The following is a 24,557-nucleotide window of genomic DNA, read 5'->3' on the forward strand; positions in this document are numbered from 1 at the left end:
CCCCTTACCAATTGCGGAAGCGGCTAGGCGGGTTGTACAAACCGCCCGAAGCACGCACCAAGTCTTTCACGGTTTTCGCAGCCAACAGATCGCGTGTGGCATCACGCCGGGCAATGCCCAGGTCTTCGGCGCGTTTGATCACACCACGCGCACGCAGTTCTTCGACCTTTTTCTTGTCGCGTGCCATGCCCACTTCGGTGTAGCCAGCCACGCCACGAATGGCCTGCTCGCGTTCTTCCTCGCCACGACACAACAGCAAATTCGCAATGCCTTCCTCGGTCACAATGTGGGTTACGTCGTCACCAAAAATCATCACGGGCGGGTTGTTCAAACCCATGCTGTCGGCCAAATCCCAAGCGTCCAGGCGTTCAACAAATGCGGGCGCCATATGCTCGCGGAATGTTTCAACCATTTGCACCACCAGCTTGCGGCCACGTGGCATGTGTTTTGGGTTGGCTTGCGCTTCACGGCCTGCTTTCACCCAGGCTTCGCTTTCATGCCTGCGGCCACGTGCATCTGCGCCCATATTGGGTGCGCCACCGAAACCGGCAATTCGACCCTTGGTGGCCGTGCTGCTGTTGCCATAGGTGTCAATTTGCAAGGTTGAGCCAATGAACAGGTCGCAAGCATAGTGCCCTGCCGCCTGACAAAAAGCGCGGTTGCTGCGCATGCTGCCATCGCCCCCGGTGAAGAACACATCGGGCCTTGCGGCAATGTATTTTTCCATACCCAGCTCACTGCCGAAGCTGTGCACGCTTTGAACAAAACCGGCTTCAATCGCGGGTATTAGCGCGGGGTGTGGGTTCAGTGCCCAGTTGGTGCAAATTTTTCCTTTCAAACCCAATTGCTCGCCGTAGGTGGGCAACAGCAATTCAATGGCAGCGGTATCAAAGCCAATGCCGTGGTTCAAACGCTTTACGCCATACTCTGCGTAAATGCCCTTGATCACCATCATGGCCATCAACACTTGAATCTCTGAAATTTGTGCAGGGTCGCGTGTAAACAAAGGCTCAATGTAATTCGGGCGCGGAGCGTGTATTACAAAATCGACCCAGTCCGCAGGCACATCTACACGGGGCAGTGTGTCGCGTATTTCATTCACCTGCACAATCACAATGCCGTTTTTGAATGCCGCCGCTTCCACGATGGCTGGCGTATCCTCAGTATTCGGGCCGGTGTACAAATTGCCCTGGGCATCGGCGGCTTCAGCCGCGATCAAGGCCACATTGGGCGTCAAATCGACAAAGTACCGACCAAACAATTCAAGGTAAGTGTGAATCGCATTGATCTTGATTTTGCCGGCCGCCACCAGGTTGGCCAGTCGCGCACCTTGCGGACCAGAAAACGAGAAATCGATTTCTTTGGCAATGCCTTTGTCGAACAAAGCCGTATGTTCAGGCAAAGCCACCACCGATTGCAACAAGTGCAAATCATGCACCTGTTGCGGGTTCACTTTGGCCAAACATTGCGCCAAAAAATCCGCCTGCTTCTGGTTGTTGCCCTCCAGGCACACACGGTCACCGGGTTCAATCACACTTTCCAGCAAAGCCACGGCGTGCTCTGCCTTCACCACCTTGCTGGAATGTCCGCCGGCAAGGTGGGCAGCGCGACCCAACCGGGCGGCCTTGGATTGTTGCCCTTGGCGCCATGTTGTGTTGGTCATGCTCATTGTTTTGGTCCTGCTTAGTAGTCGTAGAACATGTCGGGCAAGAACATCACCACTTCCGGAAACACTGACAGGAAGGCAATGTAGCCCGCAATAATCAGAATGAACGGAACGATGCCGCGGAAAATTTCACCGAACTTGATGTCAGGCGCAATGCCGTTGATCACGAAAAGGTTCAAACCCACAGGCGGTGTAATCAGCCCCAGTTCCATGTTGATGGTCAAAATAATGCCGAACCAGATTGGGTCGAAACCAGCTGCCAAAATGGGCGGCAAAATAACGGGCGTAATCATCAGGATAATGGCCACAGGTGGCAGGAAGAAACCCAGCACCAGCAACAACATATTCACCCAGAACAACAAGGCCCATTTCGACATTTCCAGTGCCACCAGCCATTCCGCCATGCTTTGGCTAATGCGAAGGTAGCTCATCACATAGGTGAACAGGAATGACATGGCAATGATCATCATCACCATGCAACTTTCTTTCGCAGTGCCTGTGAAAATGGCGCGAAGGTCTGTCCACTGGTAACACTTGTATAGCGCAATCACCAGAATTAACGCGGCCACTGCACCCACACCTGCCACTTCAGAAGGAGTACCGAAGCCGCCGTACATGGCACCCATGATCAAACCGATCAACAAGAGGAAGGGCAGCAGTCGTGGCAACGACTCCATTTTTTCCTTCCAGGTGAAATGTTCCTTTTGGGCTACCTTTGCGATTTCTTCCGGGCTTGCAGTTTTCATCCATTCATGACGATCACGAATAAACTTCACCACCACCCACACCGAGAACAGCACGGCCAACAAGATGCCGGGCACAATGCCCGCAATAAACAATTTGCCTATCGATTGCTCGGCCATCACGCCATAAATGATCAGCGTAATACTGGGCGGAATCAGAATACCCAGTGTGCCGCCCGCGGCAATCAAACCCGAGGCCAGGGCACCGCTGTAACCACGCTTGCGCATTTCAGGAATGCCCATGCCGCCAATGGCTGCACAGGTTGCCGGGCTTGATCCACACAAAGCTGCAAAAATGGTACAACCCGCCACGTTGGCCACGCCCAGGCTACCCGGCATGCGGTACAACCAGCGGTAAGCGGATTCGTACAGATCAACCGCTGCACGGGTTTTGCCAATGGCTGCCCCCATGAGAATAAACAGCGGAATGGTAAGCAAAGTGAAGTTTTCAAGTTCACCGAAAATGGTTTCTGCAATCAAATGAATATTGGTTGCAGGCATGAAAAAATACATGATGATCACTGCCGAGGAACCCAATGCAAATGCAATGGGCATGCCAGAAAACAGCAACACCAAGGTGAGGGCCGTATAAATCAGGCCAATTTCGACAACACCCATGTCAGCCCCCTTGTCCGCTGGTTGTGGTTGCGTGCCCATGTTTTGGCAGTTCAGGCGCTTTGCCCATTAAGCCTTCAACAATTTGCACAATGAATTGCAATGTCAGCAGCAACATGCCGAGCGACATGAAAAAGTATGGGATCAGGGTTGGACCCCAGGTGGAACTGGTGGTCCAACCCTGATCCCAGGCTTCGTGGCAATACACTGCTGACAAATAAGCCACCAAACCACAGAACAGCATCGAGAGAATGTCGCCGAAGAGCAAACGGATCCGGCTGGCGCGTTTGGACATCACTTCGTCCAGAATTTCAATGCCCACATGCCCACGCTCGCGTTGCGTGTGCGCCGCTGCCAGAAAGGTGGCTGCGATCAACATGAAAATGCTGAGTTCGATGACCCAGTCATTGGAAATATTCAGAATGTAGCGGGTGACCACTTCGTACACCAGCACGAGTGAACACACGAGAATCAGGGATGCAGACAGGTACGCCATGGCTTGGTTAATGCCGCGCACGGTGCCGCTGAACAGTCGCCACAATGGGTTGTTCATAGTTGTCTCCGAATGGAACTTGAACACCAAACCCTCATCAGTGGAGAGGGTTTGGTGCGCTTTGCTTTACTTAACTGCAGTGGCCATGTCCAGCCACTTCTGGCCGTCTTTCACTTCTTCAGCGAAATCTTTCCAGGCTGACTTCTCTGCAACTGCACGCCACTTGGCGAATGTTGCATCGTCCATGGCATAGGCCTTCTTGCCAGCTTTCTTCCACACTTCGGCGGCCATCATGTCGTCTTTCTTGGACTCTTCAATCGAGAACTTCTCGAGGCTTGCACCCACTTCCATCACGGCCTTCTGCTGCGCAGGTGTCAGGCGATCAAAAGTGGACTTGGCCATCAAGAGGGGTTCGAACATATACCAGAATGAGTTCTGGCTGGCGTCGGTCAAGTGATCGCCCACTTCCTCAAGACGGAAAGAAATGATGGACGTGCTGGATGTGACAGCAGCGTCCAACACGCCAGTTTGCATGGCGCTGTAAACTTCGTTCGATGGCACGTTGGTGATTGAACCGCCAGCACCCTTCAACATCAAATCCATGTGCTTGGAGGCACCGCGAATTTTTACGCCTTTCACTTCGGATGGATCAACCACTTTCTTCTTGGAGGCGATACCGCCCGCTTGCCAAATCCAGCTAACTACTTTCACGCCTTTGCTCTCCAGCAACTTTTCCAGTTCGTTGCCGATCGGCTGGCCTTTCCAGCGATGACCTTGTTCGTAGCTCGTAATCAAGCCAGGCATCAGGGTAATGTTCACCTGAGGGATTTTGCCGCCTTCGTAAGCCAAGGGGTACAAAGTCATGTCCACAGAGCCATTTTGCAAAGCGCCAAACTGCGCAAAGGTTTTCACCAGTGAGCTGCCTGGGTAAATTTCAAACTTCAGGCTGCCATTGGTTTTTTCTGCAACCTGACGCGCAAACTTGCGCACCAATCGGTCACGGAAATCGCCTTTTTCTTCGGTGCCACCCGGGAACTGGTGAGACACCTTGATGGTGGTGGTTTGTGCCGACGCAGTATTGGCAAAGCCAAAGGTGATTGCGGCTGCGGCCATGCCGGCCACCAGGGGTTTGATCATGAACTTCATGAGTAAGTCTCCTCTCTTGCTTCTAATTGAACGCCTTTGAATCAGGTGAGTGATCCGCAAACGCTTTCCACATCCGAACGAAATTTCTGGGTTCGTTCAATATTTCCCGGACAGCAGCGAACCGAAGCCCGGGGCATAGGTCTTAAGACCCAATTTCTTTAACATCATGTAAGTAGTGGCTACCGACGAAGACAGCACCGGCATGCCCGCACGGTCTTCAATCGGTTGAATAGAGCCCAGCGATGGCATTTGTACGCAGGCCGACGCCACAATCGCATCCACATTGGCGGTATTCAATTTCTTGGTGTGTTCAATCGGCGCCAGCGGGTTGAGTAAACCCACTTCCAGGTTGTTCGACACTTCCAGCGAAATGCTGTCGAGCACCTCAATGCCTTCGTTCTCGATGTAATCAATCACCAGACAGGTCAGCGGTTTCATGTAAGGCGTCAGAATGGCCACTTTCTTGGCGCCAATCGCTTTCAAACCATCGACCAAAGCACCTGCACTGGTCACCACAGGTGCCGGGCCACCGGCTTCCACGGTGCGGCCGTGCAAACGTTCTTCCGATTTTTTGTGATAACCCAAACCCATGCTCATAATGGCCACCAGGCAGGCATAACCCAGCACATCCACACGGGCATCGGCCAACTCCAAAGCACACCGATCCGAATCGGCGTCCATCTTGGCCAACTCTTCTTTGGTCACATGCTGCATGCGCATGCGGCTGGAGTGAAACGTGAAACGCTCCGCCTCTACGGCTTCGCGGGCCCGCAAAATGGCGGGAATTTCCGTTTCCATGGTGGTGTTTGAACTTGGCACAATCTGGCCAATTCGGTAAATCTTGCTCATTCAATGCTCCGTGTAGGTGGGCCTAAGTTGCCAACTAAGTAGCCAGTTGGCGGGCCAGGTCCACAAAGTCTTGTGCGACAAAATCAAATTCGCCCGCTTCCACTTTGGGCAAGGGCACATGCTCGCCAAATTCAAAGGGGCGCATCACGTAGGCTGTGCGCATGCCTTGCGCCTTGGCAGCACGCAAATCACTGGGGTGGCTGGCGCACAGCATCACTTGCTCAATTGGCAAATTCAGCAGGCCGGCTACACCGTGGTAAGTTTCGGGATCGGGTTTGTAATGCTTAAACAGTTCGGCCGATACGATGCAGTCCCACGGCAAACCGGCATTTTTTGCCATCGCGGTCAGCAAAGAAAAATTGCCATTGGACAGGGTGGTAATCGTGAATTGTTTTTTCAGGGCATGAAGGCCTGCAACAGTGTCTGGCCAAGGGCTAAGGCGGTGCCACACTTTGTTCAGGTTTTCGCGCTGTTCATCGTTCAATTTGCCCAGGCCGAACTGCTCAACGATGGAATCCAGAATCATCCGGTGCAGGCTGTCAATGTGCATCCAGGGCAGCTCACCCTTGCGCACACGGTCCATGGCTGGTGCATAACCCGCGCGCCAGGCATCGGCAAACGCCAAAGCATCCACCTGAATATTCATGTGTTTGGCAATCATCGCAACTTCGCGTGCAACACTGCCGCGCCAGTCTACAACGGTGCCAAAAACATCAAATGCAAGCGCTTTGACTGCGCTGGCTGCGTGGTTCATTCCTGTCTCCTCGAGGGTTTGCCGAAACTGATTGTGTTTGGGCGGGCGCTCTCTTATGATTGTATGTAGAGCGTCGCATTTTGCATGCGTTATTTGATTTCTTGTATACAAGACTAATTGCGGTCGTATACATTGTCAATAACGTTGATTCATTTTTTTTATTGCCTCATGAAGAAAAAACTGTCAGAAGACGTACGGGACCAAATTGAAGAACTGATCGCTTTTGGCAAACTGCCGCCTGGCGAACACCTGGACGAAACCGAGCTGGCAGACCGCTTTGGCGTGTCCAGAACGCCGATTCGAGAGGCTTTGAACCAGCTGGCCACCGCCGGCTTGGTCGAGCTGCGCGCGCGCAGGGGCGCTGTGGTGGCGCAATTCACGGCCCAGCAACTGGTCGAAATGTTCGAGGTGATGGGCGAATTTGAAGGCATGTGCGGCAGGCTTGCCGCCCGCCGCCTGACAGATGAAGAACAGCAGGAACTGGTGGCCACGCACGAAGAATGCAAAGCTGCAATGGCCAAAGGTGGCGACCCCGATGAGTACTACCAGCTCAATGACAAATTTCACGGTGTAATTTACCGTGGCAGCCACAATGAGTTTTTGATTGAACAGGCTTGGGGCCTGCGCAGAAGGCTGCGACCTTATCGCCGCTTGCAACTGCGTGTGCGCGGCCGCATTCCAACTTCGCTGGATGAACACGACGCAATCGTGAAAGCGATTCTGGCGGGTGATGGCGACACGGCGAACGAATTGCTGCGCAGCCATGTGATGGTGCAAGGCCAGCGCTTCGCTGACTTGGTGGCCTCGCTGCCCTTACTAAAGGCACGCTCAGCAGCTTAAGGCCCAGTTCATTTAAACCTTCGGCCTTGCCAAATCAAAATTGCTGCGGGTGGTGCAATAGCCATCACCCGCCAGTTTACCCACCGCATCGAGCAAGTCGTTGGCAATCAGGCCACCCCGCATGGCTGAATCATTCACTTCCACACCCAACACATCCAACAACATCATCGAGCCGCCCATGGCGCCTTCGCCAATCAGCTTGACCTCGCGCAAATTGCATTCAAAACGCACCATTGCATCTTCCACACCAGGTGCCGTCACGGCTTTGCTCAGCGATTTTTTCAAACCCGCCTTTTCGAATTCATCCACTTCGGGTGGGTAGTCGCCGCAACTGGTGTTCATTGCATCCACCAGCACATGGCTCACAATGTTCACCACGCATTCCTTCGTGGCTTGCAAATTGGTCAGGGTGTCTTTCTCGCTGCGGTCGCGAGGGTTTACTTGCACCACGCACAGCACTGGTGGTTTGCAGCTGGCGACTGTAAAGAATGAATAGGGCGCCAAATTGGCGATGCCATGTTCACTCAGCGTGCTAACCCACGCGATGGGGCGCGGCACCACTGCGCCAGTCAGCAACTGATAATTTTCACGGGGGCTGATTTCTGAGGTGTTGAAGTACATGCGAACATTGCCTCCCTACACGGTTGTATTTTTCAAAGTGATTGGCTGCACCGCAGCCTCACCCAGGTACACCGTGCCTTCCTGAATGGTACAAGCCAGGTTCATGTTGCGTTGGGCCAGCCCAGCGAGCGTTGCGCCATCTTCCACACCAAGTTGCAGCACCTGTACTTTGTCCAGTTTGTTCAACCAGTCCTGGTTTTGTTTCCACCACACTTCCGCTGAGCGTGTATAGCAGTAAATCACCACGCGGTCTGAACGGCCACAGGCTTTTTTAATGCGGCTTTCATCGGGTTGGCCCACATCAATCCACACCTTGATTTGACCAGTGGGGTCCACTTCCCACACCGCAGCTTCATCCTCCGCCGACAAACCTTTCCCGAACTGAACGTCTTGCCCGGCGTGCATGGCAAAGGCCAGCAGACGGACCATCATTCGCTCTTCAGTTTCCGAAGGGTGCAATGCAAGCGTAAGTGGGTATTGGGCGAAGTGGTTGCGGTCCAGGTCGGACACATCCAGTTGAACTTTGTAAACGGTGGCTCGAAGGGCCATGGGGCGACTCGCGGTTTGAAACATTCAAACCGCGATTATCACCGATTACTGCAGGATTAACGACCCATGCGGCGCAGGGCGGCCGTGGAGAAGTCCGCAGGCGAGTACTTCTTGCCAAACTCGGCAAACTTTTCTTCGTTGGTCAAACCACCCACCAGGTAGCGGCGAGATTGCAAGTCGTAAATAACCTCGCCAGAGGATGCAAACGCAGGTGCATGGTAAGCCTGCGTACCGAACACTTCACGAACACGCCACAAGGTATTGCGGCTGTCATACTGGTCCGCGTGCAATACACCCCATGAATCTTCGTCGATGTAAAACACGCGCTTGGCATAAATGTGACGCTTGCCGGGCTTCAGCGTAGCCTCAACCACCCAAACGCGGTGCAACTCATAACGAACCATGTCAGGATTCACATGGCTTTTCTGAATAATGTTGCTGTACTTCAAGGTTTGATCGGCCAACTTGTAGTTGTTGTAGGGCACGTACATTTCTTTCTTGCCCACCAACTTCCACTCGTAACGATCGGGGGAACCGTTAAAGCCGTTCAAGTCGTCGTTGGTACGCAAGCCGTCTGCGCCAATACCGGGTGAATCGTAAGCCAGCTCAGGAGCACGAATGACACGGCGTTGTCCGGGGTTGTACTGCCAGGCCAAACGCGGCTCAGCCACCTGATTGATAGGCTCATGAACCAAAGCAACTTCGCCGGCCGCGTTGGCGGGCGCTGTAATCTGGTTCATGAAGTACAAAATTCGGTTGGGCTCCGGGCTGTCCATGTGAGATGCCAACGACACAGTCTCAATTCGCTTGCCCACTGTGAAGGATCCATCGGTCTGAACCGGGAAGTCCGCTGAATAGCGAGTGAACGAGCCGCCGAGATCACGGAAGTTGTGATTCCAGATCACCTCAACGCCGCTCTTGGGCACCGGGAAAGGAATGTTGGACTTCTTGATGCCTTCCACGCCATTGCCACCATCGACCAGCTTCACATTCGGTGCTTCAGCCTTGGCGTTGTCATAAACTGACTGGCGATACCCGGCTGTGCGATGTGTTTTGTACACGTTCATTTTGTAAGTGGGGTAACGCTTCATCATTTCCATCTGGCCAGGAGTCAAGTTGGCCGCGTACTGCGCCATGTTGGCTGCACTGATGGTAAACAGTGGTTTCTCGTCTGCAAAAGGATTGATGTAGCCTTTGGCTGGATCAAAACCCTTGGGCACTGCCACCAAGCCACCCGTCCAGTCGGGAATCGTGCCAGCAGCGTTGCCTTTTTTCTCAGCCCCCACTGGTGTCAGGCTTTTGCCCAGTTCAGACAGGTCATTGGCCAGTGCTGCGCCACTCCCCAGAACGATTGCTGCGGCCAGCAACCCGTGTTTCAACTTTTGCACTGCCATTTCATAGTCTCCTCAAGAATGAGTGGTTATTGATTGGTGTTTTGATCTTGTTCACACAGCGCGAACACCTCGCCACTGCGATTGCTTTGTGTAAAAACGTTTGGATCGCAATAAATGCCGACAGGCGCGAAATCTTTCATCACATCGGCCAGCGCGTCGCCCTTCTCCACATTCTGGATCGCCTCCGTAAACTCCGGGTTGTGAAGCATGTGGCGATACAACAGCAGTTGATCAGGATACGGTCCCCAAGGCAACCACAGGAATCCGTTCTCGGCCGTGGCATTGGCTGGACGATCAGCGGGATCGGAAATTACCACCGTAAAAAATCCTTGATCATCCAGTGGCACTTGAAAATCGGCGGCGCAATCGGTGAAGCGTTGTGTGGCAAATTCATTGCCGCACAGCGACCAGTAACGCAACTGCTCCTGCCCAAATTCCACGCCTGCCTGGCCACGATAGGTAGGCGCTTTGGCACGCACCATGGCAAGGCTGCCGTAGCGGCGAGCAAAACCAGTACTGGTGTAGGCATTGTGTACATTGCTCAAAAAGCCGCCCGAGCCTGAATCAACCCGGCCACCCAGCATGCTGGTGTCTTGCCCGGTCACATTGCCTGCAATTCGAAATGCGGTGTCACCGAGGCTGAAAAATTTCAAGGTGTTGGGCGGATTGGTGGCCGTTGGGAAAGGCAAAGCCAACTGATTGGGGTAGTCCAGACCCAACAACAATTCATTCAACCCCAAAGGTGGAGTCGCTCCTCCAGCACTGGGCAACAGGGGCTCGGCACAATTCGGGAGTGTTCCCAATTCACGACTGCCATCGGCAGTTTCAAGCGTCAGGGTAGGCAGGCCCACACCACCGTCGAAAAACTCGCCGGTGTTCGACACATAAACCCGGTAAATAAACACGGCCAGGGCATTTGGAATATTCAGGGGGCCAAAGCCAATTTCGCCTGTGTAAAACGTGTTGGGCTTGCGTTGCACATCCGGATTTTGAACTGGAGATGCGCCGTACTCCAGATAAGCCGTGTAAGCACCACCTGGTTTGGCACCCTTGCGCGCGAAGGGATTGCCTTCACGACCTTTATCAGAAGGTGTGAGTTCAAAGTCGGCCACCGCATCGGTTGGGCGCAGCGCGGCATCGTATGCGTTGTAGGAAAAATAACGGGCATCCGGGTAACGGCCGTCAATTCGCAGCCTTGTTTGCGGCGAGACAGGCGCAGCGGCCACCCAGTATTTGGCCTCGCTGTCGGGAAACGCAATATTCGCTTTGTCGGGATCGCTGGCGGCAATCCAGCCGCACCCCAAACCCAAGGGAGTTTCGCTACCGCCCATGGCCTGGGCCAAGGATTCACTGCTGAGCACATTGCTGCTGGCCGCAGGCGAAGCGCCAGGGTTGGCTGTGGTGCGTACGTCTTCAGACGAACAGGCACCCAACAAGGCGAATGCAGTGCCAGCAACAGCCGCCGTGAATACTTGGGAAAGTTTCACGCATGTCTCCCGAAATTGTCGTTATAGTGTGTTTGATCACCCTAGATTAATACCAAGGTATTAATTCAGGCAAGCGGAAATTTACTCACAAAAACAAATACATGAATCAAGCAGCCGACCCAACCCTTGTTGTTGATACTCGCGAACAGCTGTTACGGATTGCGTTGAATGAATTTGCACAGCATGGCATTGAAGGCGTCACGCTGAGCAAAATTCGGCAGCTGTCGGGCCAGGGCAACCGGTCGGCGGTGCACTATCATTTCAAAACCAAAAATCGATTGGTGGAAGAAGTGGTGGATTTTGTGACAGGTCAGCTTGATGTTCACTGCAAGCAGGCCCACACCGAATTTGCACGCAACGCGCCCGAACACAAAGAATGGACCCGCCTGTGCGAACTGATTTTTGATCCCTTTGTGCAACTGTTTTCAAGCGGCGAAACCGGTGCGGTGTGCATACAGTTTTTGTCCCGCCTCACTTGGCAAACCGGCGAACAGGGACAGCGGTTTCTGACCCGCTACTTCAACCCCTACATGGATGTGTTTGCGCCCACTTTGCTTGAATTTTTCCCGCAATACTCTGAGGCACAGCTGCGTTTTAAGGTGCATTTGGCCGTGAATACGGCCATTCATGGTCTGGCCGACTTTTCAATGGTGATGCACGATGAAAGGCTATTGCCCTTGGTCAACCAAAGCGGTGGTTTGAAGGAAATGCGACGGCTGTTTCACGAATATATCAGTGCGGGGCTGAAGGGGTACTCCTGACGCACAATCCTATTTAATCGAGCCGGCTCTGGCGCATGGCATGCAAGCGCGCCTTGCCCAGCTTTAACGATTCCGCATTGTCGACGATAGGCGCTGGGTAATTGGCAGTGCCATGTTCCGGCAACCAGCGCTTCACAAACTCGCCTTTGGGGTCTTGCTCGGCCTGTTGTTTCAAGGGGTCATACACCAGCATTTGCGAAAAGTGGCTGGTGCCACTTGCAATGCGCACCTGACCATAGTGAATGGCGGGCTCGAAGTCGAGAAACTGCTGTGCCAAAAACAAGGCCACGGGTTGCCAGGGCAAACCCAATTGCACGCACGCAAACGACACCAGCGTGGCCCGCGCCCGCATGTTCAGCCAACCTGTTTGTTGCAAAAAGCGCTGGCAGGCATCCACATAGGCAAAGCCTGTTCGGCCCTGCTGCCAGGCATTCAAGAATTCCTCATTCACTTCCGCAGGTTCATCGCAGTAAAAAGCATCGGTTTCCAAACCCGTGTGGTTCTCCAGCTGCTGCAAATAACCTTGCCGCCAAATCAGCCTGTCCACATAAAACCGCGCAGCATCTTCAACTTTTGCAATGTGTGTCGCATCACCCTGCCCATGCACCCTGTTCACCAAGGCATTGAGTTTTTGCAGCACCTCGCGGTCGCTCACTACACCATAAGCCAGATAAGGCGACAGGCGTGAACAACCACTCCATGCTTTCAAAGGGCTGGAAATTGAGAAGGGATAACTTCTCAACTTGGCGGGTGTAAAAAATTTCGCGGCCACTGCCCGGGCCTGCGCACGGCCACCTATCATGCGCAATGGTTTGTCATCGCCCGCAGCCAGCGGCACAGTGGCACGGTTGAGTTCAACAGCGGGTTGGGGTGCGAAGAAGGCCTGCAAATTTCGCCCGGCCGGGTTTTTGATTTCTTCTTGGGCGGCCCGATCCAGGTAAGTTTGAAAATTAATTTTTTCAGCAAACGGATTGACCATGAAGGTGGCACGCTGCACATTGTTTTGGGGCAATTCATGAAGCGCCACACCCATGCTTTTGCACCACGCCGCCACGGCCTGATCGCGTCGGTATTGTGCAAGCTGCGTGGTTTCCTGGTGCGCCCACACGTGGGTGAATTTGAACTGTGCATGCAGGCGGGCCAACACATCCACCGCCTCGCCCAATTCCTCATGCAAATAACCACCCACCTGTGCAAACTGCTGCTTCAAATCATCCAGGCATTCATGCACAAACAACTGGTGTTGGCGCGCGGTGTGCGCATCTGCAATTTGGCTGGGTTCGTGAATGTACAAGGGCAGCACAAGCCCGTGATGCTTGGCATTGCGCATGGCTTCAAACAGCGGCAGGTGGTCGCTTAAACGCAAATCCCGTTTGAACCACAACACCTGCATACTGCGTTCCTGCAACTTTAAAGCGGCTGCAACACCCCGGCTGCCAACAGCGCCAACACCACCACACCCAGCACCACACGGTACACCACAAACAGGCCGTAGCCACGCGTACTGACCAGCTTGAGGAACCACACAATGACGGCATAGCCCACAAAGAAGGCAATGAAGGTTGCCAATGCCGTGTTGGCCGGGCTGACCGGGCCGGCCACGCCCCAGCTTTTGTACAACTGGTAAAAGCCGGAAGCAAACACCGCGGGCACCGCGAGCAAAAAGGAATAACGCGCGGCTGCCTCTCGGGTGTAGCCCATCAGCAAACCTGCGGTGATGGTGCCGCCTGAACGGCTCACACCGGGAATGAGTGCCAAGGCTTGCGCAAAACCAAACACAATGCCGTCGCGCCAGGTCATTTCCCTCAGCTCGGTTTGGCGCCTGCCCACTTTGTCGGCGAAACCTAGGATGAGGCCAAACACAATCAACATGATCGCGGTGAGGTACAGGTTGCGCAGATAGGTTTCAATCAGGTCTTGAAACAACAGGCCCAAAACAGCAATGGGCAAGGTGCCCACAATCACCAGCCAGCCCAAGCGGGCATCGGGACTCATTGGCACACCACTGGCGGCCTTGCGTTTGAAGGACCCACACCAGGCGAGAAAAATTCGGGCGATGTCGTGGCGGAAGTACACCAGCACCGCGAGTTCGGTTCCCAGCTGGGTAATGGCCGTGAAAGCTGCGCCGGGATCGAGGCCTGAGGGCAACATGGGTCCAATGATACGCAAATGCGCACTCGATGAAATGGGCAAAAACTCGGTTAGCCCCTGGATCAGCCCCAAAATAACGGCCTCAAGCCAACCCACACCGTTGCCGGCAACAAACATGGTGAATTCCCGGTAAATAGATCAATAAAGGCCGTTTTCAAGCCAAATTCAATGCGAACTATAGCAAGCCTGAATGGGGGAAAACATTTTTCTGAAGGGGAAAGAGGCCTGATATTTAACAAATGATTGTGTAACCCTGCCGGGATAATGAAGAAAATCAAATAGAAAGGCTTGGGTATGGATCATCGGAAAATTTATGTGACGCAGCCAGCGCTGCCGCCGCTTGCGGAGTTCATACCCTACCTGGAACAGATTTGGGACAGCAAAACCCTGACCAACAACGGGCCGTACCACCAGCAGCTTGAAAAGGCGCTGTGCGAGCATTTGGGTGTGCCTTTCATTTCCCTGTTTTGCAATGGCACCATTGCTTTGATGACTGCGTTGAAAGCCTTGCGCATTCAAGGCGAAGTGATTACGACTCCTTATTCATTCGTGTGCACCAGCCACTCGCTGCTGTGGAACGACCTGCAACCGGTGTTTGTGGATGTGGACCCAGTCACATTGAACCTGGACCCACGCCGCATTGAAGAAGCCATTACCCCGCAAACCAGTGCCATTTTGCCGGTACATTGCTATGGCCTGCCCGCCAACACCACCGAGATTCAACGCATTGCCGATGTGTACGGCCTGAAGGTGATTTACGACGCGGCCCACGCCTTTGGCGTAAAGCAAAACGGCGAGAGCATTTTGAATGCCGGTGATTTGTCGGTACTTAGCCTGCACGCCACCAAGGTGTTCAACACCTTTGAAGGCGGCGCGATTGTGTGCAAAGACACCAAAACCAAACAACGCATTGATTACCTGAAAAACTTCGGCTTTGCCGATGAGGTCACCGTGATGGCACCGGGCATCAACGGCAAGATGAGCGAGCTGAACGCCGCCATGGGCATGCTGCAATTGAAGTATGTGGACCAGGCCATTGAAAAGCGCCACCGCATACAGGCCCTGTACCGCGAATTGCTGGCCAACGTGCCCGGAATCGAACACATGGCCGTACCCGAGAATGTGGAATGGAACGGCGCTTACTTTCCGATTTTCGTGAATGCCCACTACCCCATTACACGCGATGCGCTGTACGCCCGTTTGCAAGAACACGGTGTCAATGGTCGCCGCTATTTTTTCCCATTGATCAGCAGCATGCCCATGTACCGTGGTTTGTCCTCGGCTGCGCCACGCAATTTGCCCAATGCCCACAAGGCCGCTGAACAAGTGTTGTGCCTGCCGATTTACCCTGACCTGCCACTGGAAGACGTGGCGCGCATTTGCGTGATTATCGACGAGGCCAGCCGTGGCTAAAGTGCTGTTGGTGGACACCAATTTCTCGTCAGGGCCTATCCTGAATTACCTGCGCAACGCCGGGCACACAGTGATGTTTGCGGGTGGCAAGCCCAACGACTTTTTGGCAAAAGCCACGCCGGGCTACCAGCAATTGGATTATTCCAACCCCGCTGAATTGGCCGATTTATGCACCCAACTGGGCATTGAGTACCTGGTGCCGGGTTGCAATGATCGCTCGTATTACTCCTGCGCAGAAGTGTCGGAAACCTTGCACTTTCCCGGCATTGATCGCCTGGAAGCCACAGAGACCATCAACCACAAGCAGAAGTTTCGCAGCTATGCGCAACGCGAAGGTTTGTCGGTGCCGCGCGTGTTTGACAACGATGAAACACCCGCTTGCGCCGTGATTGTAAAACCGGTCGATGCCTACAGCGGCCGCGGCATAACCGTGGTGCAGGCCGGCGAAACCAGCCAGCTGCACAAGGCGATTGGCACAGCCAAAGCCGAATCGAGAAGTGGCGATTGTTTGGTCGAAGAATATGTGGAGGGCCAGCTGTACAGCCATTCTGCATTTGTAGTGAATGGCCGCGTGGTGCAAGACTTTGTAGTGATAGAGCATGGCTCGGCCAACCGCTTTGTGGTCGACACCAGCCACCTGGCCATCGACTTTCCGGTGGAGGTGCACACCCGTATTCGCCGCGAAATTGAACATTTGGCGCAAAGCCTGCGCCTGTGTGATGGTTTGGTGCACACCCAGTTTTTGCTGAAAGGCAATGAATTCTGGCTGGTTGAAATTACCCGCCGTTGCCCCGGCGATTTGTACAGTCAGTTGATTGAACTTTCAACCGGCTTTCCCTATGTGGCCAGCTACGCCAAAGGCTTTTTGGGGCAGCGTGCTGCGCCTGGCCCCTTGAAGCAGAATTTCATTTTGCGCCACACACTGACCCTGCCGCACGAAGGCTTGTTGCAACACCTGCACTTTAACCACCCGGTGCACATGGAGCGTTGGGTGCCCATTGCCGCCACTGGCGACTTTATTGCGCCCAGCCCTGTAGGCCGCATCGCCCTGCTGTTTGCACGCTGCGCCAACGCAGCCGACCTTCAAACACTGGCCAGCCTTGCCACACAGCGCAGGCTTTACACCTTCAATGGTTAAAGCCCTACGCAAAGGAAATTGAACATGAGCAAATACAACGCACTGAAACCACTGCACAAACCCATCAGGGTCGCCATGATAGGCGGTGGTGTAAATTCAGCCGTGGGCCGCGTGCATGAAATTGCCATGAAAATGGACAATGAATTCGACCTGGTGGCGGGGTGCTTTAGCCGCAATCCGGAATTCAATGCCGAATCGGGCCGCCAATACAATGTGCCGGCCGACAAACTGTACCCCAGCGCAGAAGCGCTGATCGATGCGGTAGCGCACGAAGTGGATGCGGTGGTGATTGCCACGCCAATCAAATCGCATGCGCAGTACATTCATTTGGCACTCGACCACAACTTGCGGGTCATCTCCGACAAGCCCCTGTTGGCCAATGTGCAGGAATGCAAGGAACTGCTGGCCCGCATTCACCCCGACAACACCCAGGTGTTTTCAATTTTCAATTACACCGGCTACCCCGCTGTGCGCGAGATGAAACGCCGCGTGGAAAGCGGGGCGATTGGCAGCGTGTTCAAGGTGATGGTCGAAATGCCGCAAGACTCCTACATGCGGCTGAGCAACCAAAACAAAACCCACGCCATTCAGGCATGGCGGCTTGAAGACGGCGACATCAGCTGTGTGTCGCTCGACCTGTTTGTACACCTGCACAGCCTTGTTAATTTTGTATGCGGCAACACACCACAAGCCGTGAATGCCTGGCAACGCGCAATCACCAACGTATCGCCGGGGCTAATTGATGAAGTGGATGCTGTCATTCAATACAGCAACAACCTGATGGTCAACGCGTGGTATGGCAAAGCCGTGTTGGGTTATCGCAATGGCTTGCGCATACGCGTGTTTGGTACCAAGGGCAGTTTGCAATGGCATCAGGAAAGCCCGGAAATGATTGAGGCTGCCGATGAAGCAGGCAACCGCATGTTGCTCGACCGAATTTCAACTGGCAGTGAAATAACCGCACAGCCCCGCTACAACCGCTTCAAGGCCGGCCACCCCTCGGGTTTTATCGAGGCGTTTGCCAACTACTACGCCGACATTGCGCAAGCCATGCGCGATGAAAAGCTGAATGCCTACACTTTGTCGACTGGCGTTGCTGCAGAAGGCCTGGCCTTGAGCCAGGCGATTGCACAAGCCTCGGCCACTGGCCGCACCGTTCAACTTTAAGTTTGAGATTGTCTAAGCCATGACCACAGCCAGCCTGGAAGAACAACTACAACCGCTGTTTGATGACATTGATGCAAAATTGCAAAACATCGAGAGTGGGGTATTCATTCAACAGCAGGACGCAGAAAAAACCATCAACCAATTGGCACTGCTGGTGAATGAATGCCAGAACAAACCCTATGCCAGCTTGATGCAATTGAACATACAAGGCACAACCGAATTGTGTACGCGGTTTGCCACGCTGTACGTGAATGTGCTGACCGATCTGAAGCACACCCTGAGCTTGAACAGCCTGTTGGTGCTGACCAAACAAAAGCGCTTCATGAGCCATGTATTTGAAGTTTCTGGCTATGGCAACAGCCGCGCCGTGCTCAAGCTGTTGTTGAACAAAGCGCACGAGCGCAAAGCCAAACAACTGACTGACAACCCCGCTTTGGTACGCGCCCTGCTGCTGGCCAGCGTGGGCGACCTGGACCCTGCCGACCTGGTGGAACTGACCCTGGAAAGCACGGAAACCTCGGCCCTGTTGGCGATTGGGCTGTTGCTGGACCGCCTGCCCTTGACCGTGACAGGCGACGCTGGCCGCACCTTCCTGCTGGAAGAGTACAACCCCTACAGTGCCCTGCGCCCTTTGGACCAATACCGTGCATTGATATCGAATATCTGGATGCTGTGCAGCTACAGCACCTCACCTAAAAAACATGAAATCAAAAAACACCTGAACCAGTGGTTCAAACGTGTGCACAAGGCCAAAGGCATACAGGCCAAACCTGCTGGCAGCGTGCGGCATGCAGGCAATATCGACAACAAACCCGTGATGGTGGTGATTGCCGAAACGTTCAAGTCGGTACACGCCATGTACCGTTGGTATGCCCCCATGATCAAACGCCTGAAACGCGATTACTACCTGGTGATGGTGTCAATGAAAGCCGATGTGGATGATCAATCCATTGGCCTGTTCGATGAGTTCATTGAAGTGCCCGAAGAAGAAATGAACCTGCAACCGGTGCTGAACCAATGCACACCCGACATTGCCTGGTTCATGAGTGTGGGCATGCGCTCTTGGGGAATTTCACTCGCAAACCTGCGTTGGGCAGCCCTGCAAGCCATGAGCTTTGGCCACCCAGCCAGCAGCTTTAGCAGCGAGATGGACTTGGCTTTTGTGACCACCCGTGTATTTGGCGGCCCCGGCGTGGTGAATGAGAACATGCTGATTCTGGAGAGTGAAATTGGCAATGTGGCCGAGGCCCACAAAGACTTGAAACTGCCACCACCCCCAGTGCTGGATGACGCTGTGGTGTCAATTGCAGTGCCTTGCAACACCATGAAAATCAACCTTGGGTTTATCACTGCGTTGAAGGAGATTGAACGCCTGTCGGCCAAGCCGATTCGCTTCACCTTCTTCCCCAATGAATATGGTGTTGGCCACCTTTCAACCGAGAAACGCCTGCGCAGCTTCTTCCCCACCGCCGTGGTGGCCCGCCGCACGGGTTATGAAGCCTACCTGAACATGCTCAACCAGCACCACCTGGCACTCAGCCCCTTCCCGTTTGGCAACGCCACCAGCACCATCGATTGCATGGTGTTGGGCCTGCCCGTGATCAGCCTGATCGGTGCCGAACCCCATTCTCGCAGTGACTACGACATTTTGGCTTCGCTAGGACTGGCTGAATACTGCGTGGCCGATTCAGTTGAAAACTATGTGCATGGCGTGGTGCGTTACATCAACGAGCCGGGCCTGCTTGAGGAATTGCGCGCCATGGTGGCATCCAAACAGTTCATGGATTTGCATCAGCAACACGAAAACGAGTTTTCAGATGAAATGTGCAAGGCCTTGAACTGGGCCTATGCAAACCAGAATGAAGTGCGTGGGCCGCGAGGTTTGGTGATTGAAGCGCAAGGTAGGTGGAAGTAATTACTTCCACCCCTGCAACCACCGCGTTTCGTCTTGCAAATCCCGCCAGTGAATAATTTGCGTTCGGCCTGAATGCACAGCTTCCAGTTCAAAGAGTTCAATGGGTAAATCTTCGCTGGCAGGCTTCACCGCACTGCGAACCAGAAAATGCTTTTCCTTGTTCACGGGCTTTGCGGCGGTCCACTTGCTGAGCAGCAATTTCTTGGGGTTCAACTGGCGCATGGTTTAACTGCCTTGCGGCGACAGTTCAAGCTTGTTCAAATCAAAACCTTTGGCTTTCAGGCGTTGCAGCAGTGCATCGTATTTGGCTTTGTCCACTTGTTGCGTGCGGGCCAATACCCACAGGTATTCACGGCTGGGTTCGCTCACAGCCACCAACTGGTATTCCGGATCCAGGTCGATCACCCAGTACTTGCCCCATACCATGGGCAGCCAACTTAACCACGCGGGTGCAAAACGCACTTCCAGTTTTGGCGACTTCAAACCTCCAATTTGACGAGCCTGGCCCTCGGCTTCATCCATGTCGCCGCTGGCCTGTTGGCAACGGTTCAATACTTTCACAGTGCCGTCTTTTTGTAATGAATACTCAGCGCTGGTATTGCGCACACATTGTTTCTGAAACCGGTTTGGATACTTCGCAATTTCAAACCAGGTGCCCATGTAACGGGGAATATCCAGCGACTGAATTGTTTGAAGCGGTTGAGGCGGGTTGGCCGCAAGTGCGGGCACGAGAATCATGAAACTCGTTAAACACGAAATTAGTAATTTCATCGAATACTTCCAATGGCTGCGCGCGGGCTGAAAGGTGAAGGATATCCTGGAGAACTTGCATTACTTAGGTCCCAAAACAACCTATCTAAGCAGCCGAATGTCCACTTCACGCTCCACATACTTCCATTCCTCCGAAGCCCGTAATTTCACGAGCAACTCATCAAATACATCGGTGTGCTCTGGCGCAAATTCAAACCAGGTTAAAAAGTCAAAAGGCTCACCAAGATCACGCGAGTGATGCAATTGCCGGGCAATTTCGGGCAGGTAAGCCAATCCAATTTCAGTGTGGTGCGACTGTGCCTCGAATATTGCACGGCGTTCATCTTGCGACAAAGCCCACCACTGCGCATTTTTCTTGATTGGAATAAGCGCAGCACAGGTAGAGGCAGGTCGATTCAAGCCCTCTTGCCTGGCGCGCAGTTGGGTAATTTCATGGCGCTCGGCATAACGCACATTGCTGGTAAAACCCTGAAGCACCCAAGTACCGCGCTGGTTTAGCTGGCTTGCTGGGGTGTTCACCACGTTCAGCCTTTGAACAGCATCAACAGGCTCGCCCACAACTGCGTGGCAACGGGTAACTCGCCATGGGCCCTCGTGGCCACCGATGAATGAATAGTGATTGTTCATGTGAAATCTATGTATTAGGCAACTAATACAATTAGCTTAATCTGAACCGGATGATTTGCGGACAAATTTTTCAGTTCAGGCGCTGTACATAGGCATAAATCGCCCACAGGTTACCCGCTACAAGCAATGGCACAATCATGCTGGGTGCCAAGGCCATTGGAAACTGCATGGCCACCTCAAAAGTAGGTGGCTCAGCCCACACCTGAAAAATGCCGGGCAGACTCATGTTGATGACCACCATGCCAAGCATCAAAATAATACCCGCTCCAATCGCATGCCATGTAATCCAGAAATTGCGTGTGACAGGGCGTTTTGTCATATGCCATGCCACTGCGATTGCGGACAATCCGAACAACAAATCGGGTACACCCACCCAAAGCTCAACGGATCGTGGGAACTCGCCTTGATAAGTTCTTATTGCAGTGCCAATTGCCGCAACACGCAGTACCTGGAAATATGCAAACCAACGCAAGGGCACGACCTTACCTGCTGTGTTTAATGCACTGCGTAATCGAGGGAACAGCAGCAATGGAATGGCCACCACCAAGAGGGGAATGAAAGGAAACCACAACCCTGGGTAGAGCGAAAAAAATTCTGGGCTGGAATAGAAACCCTGATAAGCCAGAGCAGCCGAGATAACACCCCATGTAAAAACCAGGAATGACAAAGCTGCGACACTGTTACGCTGTGCTTTGTCGATAAAGTTGTTGGCATACGCATGGCGCGCAAGCAGGTATGGAAATGCTGACACAGCAACCATCAAAAACGGGATCGAGGAGAACTGGATCATGGTTGGCCTTACTCAAAATCAGATTATGGTTGAAAAGGGGTGTCTCAGCAGAAAAAACGGACTTCACGCCAACAAAAATCCGACACCCCAGAGTTTGATCTGATGTTCTTTTTAGCCGTTGTCCGGAATACTGGGTTCAACCAATTTGACAAGTTGTTCAAGCGATTCTTGCCAGCCCAGATAACACATTTCAACGGGAATTACGGCGGGAATCCCTTCTTGAACGATGTGCAGTTCTGTTCCACAAAACACAGTTTTCAAATCGATGGTCACCATCATTTCACCAGGAAGGCTTTCGTCGTCAAAGCGATCCGTGTGGCGAATGCGTTGATTGGGTACAAGCTCAATGTATTTCACCTCGAATGAGTGCCTACCGCCAGTGCTGAAGTTAATGAACGACATACGGTAGCCACCACCCACACGCGCGTCAATCTCTTGAATACTGCCAGTGAAACCATAAGGCGGCAGCCAATACTCCAACGCACTTTTATCGGTAAACGCCTTGTAAACCCGTTCTGCTGGCGCGCGCAATACCCTGTGCAACTTCACTGTACCTGTGTTGTTCGACATCGTCATCTCCTTGAAAATTGTGCCTACCTAGATAGTCGAACGGGACAAGGCAGAATCGACAGTTGTACAGAAATCTTTTTGTTCAAGGATGCTATGGATCAGCCCTTGGCCTTCACCCGAATTTCCAAAGCCCTGGCATCGCCCTTCTTCGCATGGTAACGCACCGCATGGCGCACCACCCACTTCAATTCATCGGACGCATTCGCCTGAAGCCAACGCTCACAAGTTGAAAAGGCAATCTCTGGGTGGTCTTTGGCGATATCCCCAAGATGGTTGGCCACACTGCGGCGCACATACAACGACTCGTCGTTTTTAAGGTGTTCGAGTATGGGCAATGTGGGCTGCGGGTTCGCCACAAATGACTGAATCCGTTTTCCCCAAGGCAGCTTGGGGCGTGTGCCCTCACTGCACAGTCGCCTTACATGCGGGTTGGGGTCAATTAGCCACTTGCCAACCTGTTCCAGAGTGCGCACTTGATGGTGTATGAGAAAAGGTCGAATGGCAAACTCTGCCGTAAACCGCATGGTGAGTTCACGCAACGCCTGCATGGAGATATCGAATGGATCGTTGCCGTCGTTGTGCCTTGGGTCCAAACCGAAATCAGCAATGAAAAAACTGTGTGGCATGTAGAAAAACCCAGCCAGTCCCAAGGTCCCCACTTCAGTGTCCGCCGGAGTGAAGGAATCAATCAGAATGGACACAGCTTGCTGGTAATTGCCGGGTAAAAATTCCCGCAACGATTTTGCAATATGTTGTGCACGCTGCATCAGCTCCAAGGGTTCAAGATTGGTCAGTGCATGCTTGCAAAACGCTTCGGCGGGAAATGCCTTGTGCACATACAAAATGTTTTGAGCCAGGCACTCAATCGACTCCCGGTTCATCAAGACCTTCAGCGGTGTGCCTTTTTGAATCGCGTTGGGCGCCAGAGGAACAGTGGGGGGACGTGGCTGCATTAGATTTCAATTCCGAGAAGTGTTTGCCAAGCCGACAGGTCTGCGGTTGATGAGGGTGGCGATGTGTAGGGCGTTGTACATTTGATTCGACAATACTTTAGATTAATTGAGACTGGGAGATCATTCATGAATCGAAGCTAATATTTTCTTGCCCACAGATCAAATGAACATACCGATTGGTTGCAACTAGAAAACTGATTCCAATAGTCAATATGAAGAGACTCCACAGCCCGCTTCCAATAGCGAAGTTTCCAAGAAGCAGCATGCCATGCAACCGTGCTGCGCCAGAGATTCGATCTTGCTTTTATATGGCTGGGAGCCCCGCTCCTTAACTCGTTGAACCGCTCGAAGGCATAGCTGCTAGGTCCATCCACATCGCCTCCCAGACGTGACCGTCGGGATCCGCAAGGTTACGGTTATACATAAAGCCAAGCTCCTGAGCGGGGTTGATGTCTGCTGTTCCGCCATTTGCTGCAGCCGCCTCGTTCATGGCATCGACGGCTTCGCGACTATCGCACGACAAGGCAAGCATGACTTCGCTAGATGTTGCTGGCGGAATAGGACGGTTGGTGAAAGTACGCCACTTGGCGTGGGTAAGCAGCATGACGTTGATCGCCTCGCTCCACACCATACAAGCAGCGGTATCGTCAGTGAACTGTGGGTTGTTCTCAAAGCCGATGGACTTGTAGAAAGTTATTGATGCGTCGAGATCCATTACGGGCAAATTCACGAAAATCATTTTGGACATGGTTTGGTTCCCCCAGGTTGTTGAAATAGCGACATCTTTGTACGGTGTCTTCTATTAGTCGAGCAGAGAACCGCAATTTCGACAGTGTCCAGAAAGTATTTACGATACCGCCCATTTTTGCTGGGTTCAGTTTAGCAGTACGTGGTTTTTCTCAACACTGAATTTGGGGGCATCATAAAGTAGCCGGCTCGCAGTATTGAATCTTGCAGGCAGGTTTTTGCGAACGTCACCGAACTGGCGAATATTACGAGGAGCCGAGAATGGCGCGGCTGGCGGGGATCGAACCCACGACCCTTGGCTTCGGAGGCCAATACTCTATCCACTGAGCTACAGCCGCGCAAGAAGGCGTTAGTGTACACCAGCGCTGGGATCTAGGATACTGACGGCATATGTCCA

Annotated in this window: 25 protein-coding genes and 1 tRNA gene; 6 read left to right on the forward strand and 20 right to left on the reverse strand. The window is 53.2% G+C overall.

All coding sequences use genetic code 11. The annotated features are described in order from the left end of the window. Positions 1-4: 4 nt before the first annotated feature. The 6 genes from mdcA to HKT17_RS15030 all read right to left on the reverse strand — a co-directional run bounded on the left by mdcA (position 5) and on the right by HKT17_RS15030 (position 6,266). Positions 5-1,669: a malonate decarboxylase subunit alpha gene (gene mdcA, locus HKT17_RS15005; RefSeq protein WP_171101171.1), complete on the reverse strand. Its 1,665-nt coding sequence runs from the start codon at positions 1,667-1,669 to the stop codon at positions 5-7. Positions 1,670-1,683: 14 nt separating this feature from the next. Continuing rightward, complete coding sequence (locus HKT17_RS15010; protein ID WP_171101564.1) at positions 1,684-3,027, reverse strand: TRAP transporter large permease; 1,344 nt, start codon at positions 3,025-3,027, stop codon at positions 1,684-1,686. A 1-nt stretch (position 3,028) separates the two neighbouring features. Next, positions 3,029-3,577 carry a TRAP transporter small permease gene (locus tag HKT17_RS15015; protein WP_171101173.1) on the reverse strand — a complete coding sequence of 183 codons (549 nt, stop codon included), beginning with the start codon at positions 3,575-3,577 and terminating at the stop codon, positions 3,029-3,031. Positions 3,578-3,643: 66 nt separating this feature from the next. After that, on the reverse strand, positions 3,644-4,663 hold the full coding sequence (gene dctP / locus HKT17_RS15020; protein WP_171101175.1) for a TRAP transporter substrate-binding protein DctP: 1,020 nt from the start codon (positions 4,661-4,663) through the stop codon (positions 3,644-3,646). Between the two features lie 96 nt (positions 4,664-4,759). Continuing rightward, entirely contained in the window at positions 4,760-5,512 is a 753-nt protein-coding gene (locus HKT17_RS15025) for a maleate cis-trans isomerase family protein (protein WP_105027633.1), read from the reverse strand. A gap of 34 nt (positions 5,513-5,546) precedes the next feature. Beyond that, entirely contained in the window at positions 5,547-6,266 is a 720-nt protein-coding gene (locus tag HKT17_RS15030) for a haloacid dehalogenase type II (protein WP_171101178.1), read from the reverse strand. A 168-nt stretch (positions 6,267-6,434) separates the two neighbouring features. On the opposite strand from HKT17_RS15030, the gene HKT17_RS15035 reads away from it, so the two are divergent. Next, entirely contained in the window at positions 6,435-7,106 is a 672-nt protein-coding gene (locus HKT17_RS15035) for a GntR family transcriptional regulator (protein ID WP_171101180.1), read from the forward strand. A 12-nt stretch (positions 7,107-7,118) separates the two neighbouring features. On the opposite strand, the gene HKT17_RS15040 is transcribed toward HKT17_RS15035, so the two are convergent. From HKT17_RS15040 to HKT17_RS15055, 4 genes are read right to left on the reverse strand one after another with little or no spacing between them, the layout of a single operon-like run. Then, a complete protein-coding gene (locus tag HKT17_RS15040) occupies positions 7,119-7,727 on the reverse strand; it encodes a flavin reductase family protein (protein WP_171101182.1) in 609 nt (202 codons plus the stop codon). A gap of 15 nt (positions 7,728-7,742) precedes the next feature. Then, positions 7,743-8,300 carry a YaeQ family protein gene (locus HKT17_RS15045; protein ID WP_240965846.1) on the reverse strand — a complete coding sequence of 186 codons (558 nt, stop codon included), beginning with the start codon at positions 8,298-8,300 and terminating at the stop codon, positions 7,743-7,745. A 32-nt stretch (positions 8,301-8,332) separates the two neighbouring features. Next, positions 8,333-9,670, reverse strand: coding sequence for a DUF1329 domain-containing protein (locus HKT17_RS15050; RefSeq protein ID WP_171101184.1), 1,338 nt, complete (start codon positions 9,668-9,670; stop codon positions 8,333-8,335). Positions 9,671-9,696: 26 nt separating this feature from the next. After that, on the reverse strand, positions 9,697-11,157 hold the full coding sequence (locus HKT17_RS15055; protein ID WP_171101186.1) for a hypothetical protein: 1,461 nt from the start codon (positions 11,155-11,157) through the stop codon (positions 9,697-9,699). Between the two features lie 101 nt (positions 11,158-11,258). On the opposite strand from HKT17_RS15055, the gene HKT17_RS15060 reads away from it, so the two are divergent. Then, complete coding sequence (locus HKT17_RS15060; protein ID WP_171101188.1) at positions 11,259-11,918, forward strand: TetR/AcrR family transcriptional regulator; 660 nt, start codon at positions 11,259-11,261, stop codon at positions 11,916-11,918. 13 nt (positions 11,919-11,931) lie between these two features. Here HKT17_RS15060 and HKT17_RS15065 read toward each other — a convergent pair whose 3' ends face one another. Both HKT17_RS15065 and HKT17_RS15070 read right to left on the reverse strand, forming a co-directional pair. After that, positions 11,932-13,311: an FAD-binding domain-containing protein gene (locus HKT17_RS15065; protein ID WP_171101190.1), complete on the reverse strand. Its 1,380-nt coding sequence runs from the start codon at positions 13,309-13,311 to the stop codon at positions 11,932-11,934. A gap of 17 nt (positions 13,312-13,328) precedes the next feature. Then, positions 13,329-14,186 (reverse strand): undecaprenyl-diphosphate phosphatase, encoded by an 858-nt coding sequence (locus HKT17_RS15070; RefSeq protein ID WP_171101192.1) that lies wholly within the window; start codon positions 14,184-14,186, stop codon positions 13,329-13,331. A gap of 177 nt (positions 14,187-14,363) precedes the next feature. Between HKT17_RS15070 and HKT17_RS15075 the strand changes: the two genes are divergently transcribed. From HKT17_RS15075 to HKT17_RS15090, 4 genes are read left to right on the forward strand one after another with little or no spacing between them, the layout of a single operon-like run. After that, positions 14,364-15,482: a DegT/DnrJ/EryC1/StrS family aminotransferase gene (locus HKT17_RS15075; RefSeq protein ID WP_171101193.1), complete on the forward strand. Its 1,119-nt coding sequence runs from the start codon at positions 14,364-14,366 to the stop codon at positions 15,480-15,482. Next, positions 15,475-16,620: an ATP-grasp domain-containing protein gene (locus HKT17_RS15080; RefSeq protein ID WP_171101195.1), complete on the forward strand. Its 1,146-nt coding sequence runs from the start codon at positions 15,475-15,477 to the stop codon at positions 16,618-16,620. The genes HKT17_RS15075 and HKT17_RS15080 overlap by 8 nt, the downstream gene beginning before the upstream one ends. Before the next feature lie 24 nt (positions 16,621-16,644). Further along, a complete protein-coding gene (locus HKT17_RS15085) occupies positions 16,645-17,787 on the forward strand; it encodes a Gfo/Idh/MocA family protein (RefSeq protein WP_171101197.1) in 1,143 nt (380 codons plus the stop codon). 19 nt (positions 17,788-17,806) lie between these two features. After that, complete coding sequence (locus HKT17_RS15090; RefSeq protein ID WP_171101199.1) at positions 17,807-19,702, forward strand: tetratricopeptide repeat protein; 1,896 nt, start codon at positions 17,807-17,809, stop codon at positions 19,700-19,702. Here the strand turns inward: HKT17_RS15090 and HKT17_RS15095 are convergent, their stop codons facing one another. The 8 genes from HKT17_RS15095 to HKT17_RS15130 form a co-directional block, all read right to left on the reverse strand. Further along, the gene (locus HKT17_RS15095; RefSeq protein ID WP_171101201.1) at positions 19,703-19,924 is read right to left on the reverse strand and encodes a TIGR02450 family Trp-rich protein; all 222 of its coding nucleotides are present in this window, start codon (positions 19,922-19,924) and stop codon (positions 19,703-19,705) included. Positions 19,925-19,927: 3 nt separating this feature from the next. Beyond that, positions 19,928-20,440, reverse strand: coding sequence for a lipocalin family protein (locus HKT17_RS15100; RefSeq protein WP_240965847.1), 513 nt, complete (start codon positions 20,438-20,440; stop codon positions 19,928-19,930). Between the two features lie 114 nt (positions 20,441-20,554). Further along, a complete protein-coding gene (locus tag HKT17_RS15105) occupies positions 20,555-21,100 on the reverse strand; it encodes a chlorite dismutase family protein (protein WP_171101205.1) in 546 nt (181 codons plus the stop codon). 70 nt (positions 21,101-21,170) lie between these two features. Then, a complete protein-coding gene (locus HKT17_RS15110) occupies positions 21,171-21,890 on the reverse strand; it encodes a hypothetical protein (RefSeq protein WP_171101207.1) in 720 nt (239 codons plus the stop codon). 111 nt (positions 21,891-22,001) lie between these two features. Then, complete coding sequence (locus HKT17_RS15115) at positions 22,002-22,460, reverse strand: SRPBCC family protein (protein WP_171101209.1); 459 nt, start codon at positions 22,458-22,460, stop codon at positions 22,002-22,004. A 98-nt stretch (positions 22,461-22,558) separates the two neighbouring features. Further along, on the reverse strand, positions 22,559-23,413 hold the full coding sequence (locus tag HKT17_RS15120; protein ID WP_171101211.1) for a DNA alkylation repair protein: 855 nt from the start codon (positions 23,411-23,413) through the stop codon (positions 22,559-22,561). 328 nt (positions 23,414-23,741) lie between these two features. Beyond that, complete coding sequence (locus HKT17_RS15125) at positions 23,742-24,161, reverse strand: VOC family protein (RefSeq protein WP_171101213.1); 420 nt, start codon at positions 24,159-24,161, stop codon at positions 23,742-23,744. A 261-nt stretch (positions 24,162-24,422) separates the two neighbouring features. Next, positions 24,423-24,498 (reverse strand) — tRNA-Arg (locus HKT17_RS15130). Positions 24,499-24,557 lie beyond the last annotated feature (59 nt).

Origin of the sequence: Limnobacter sp. SAORIC-580 (assembly GCF_013004065.1) — a bacterium.
Taxonomy (GTDB): Bacteria; Pseudomonadota; Gammaproteobacteria; order Burkholderiales; family Burkholderiaceae_B; genus Limnobacter; species Limnobacter profundi.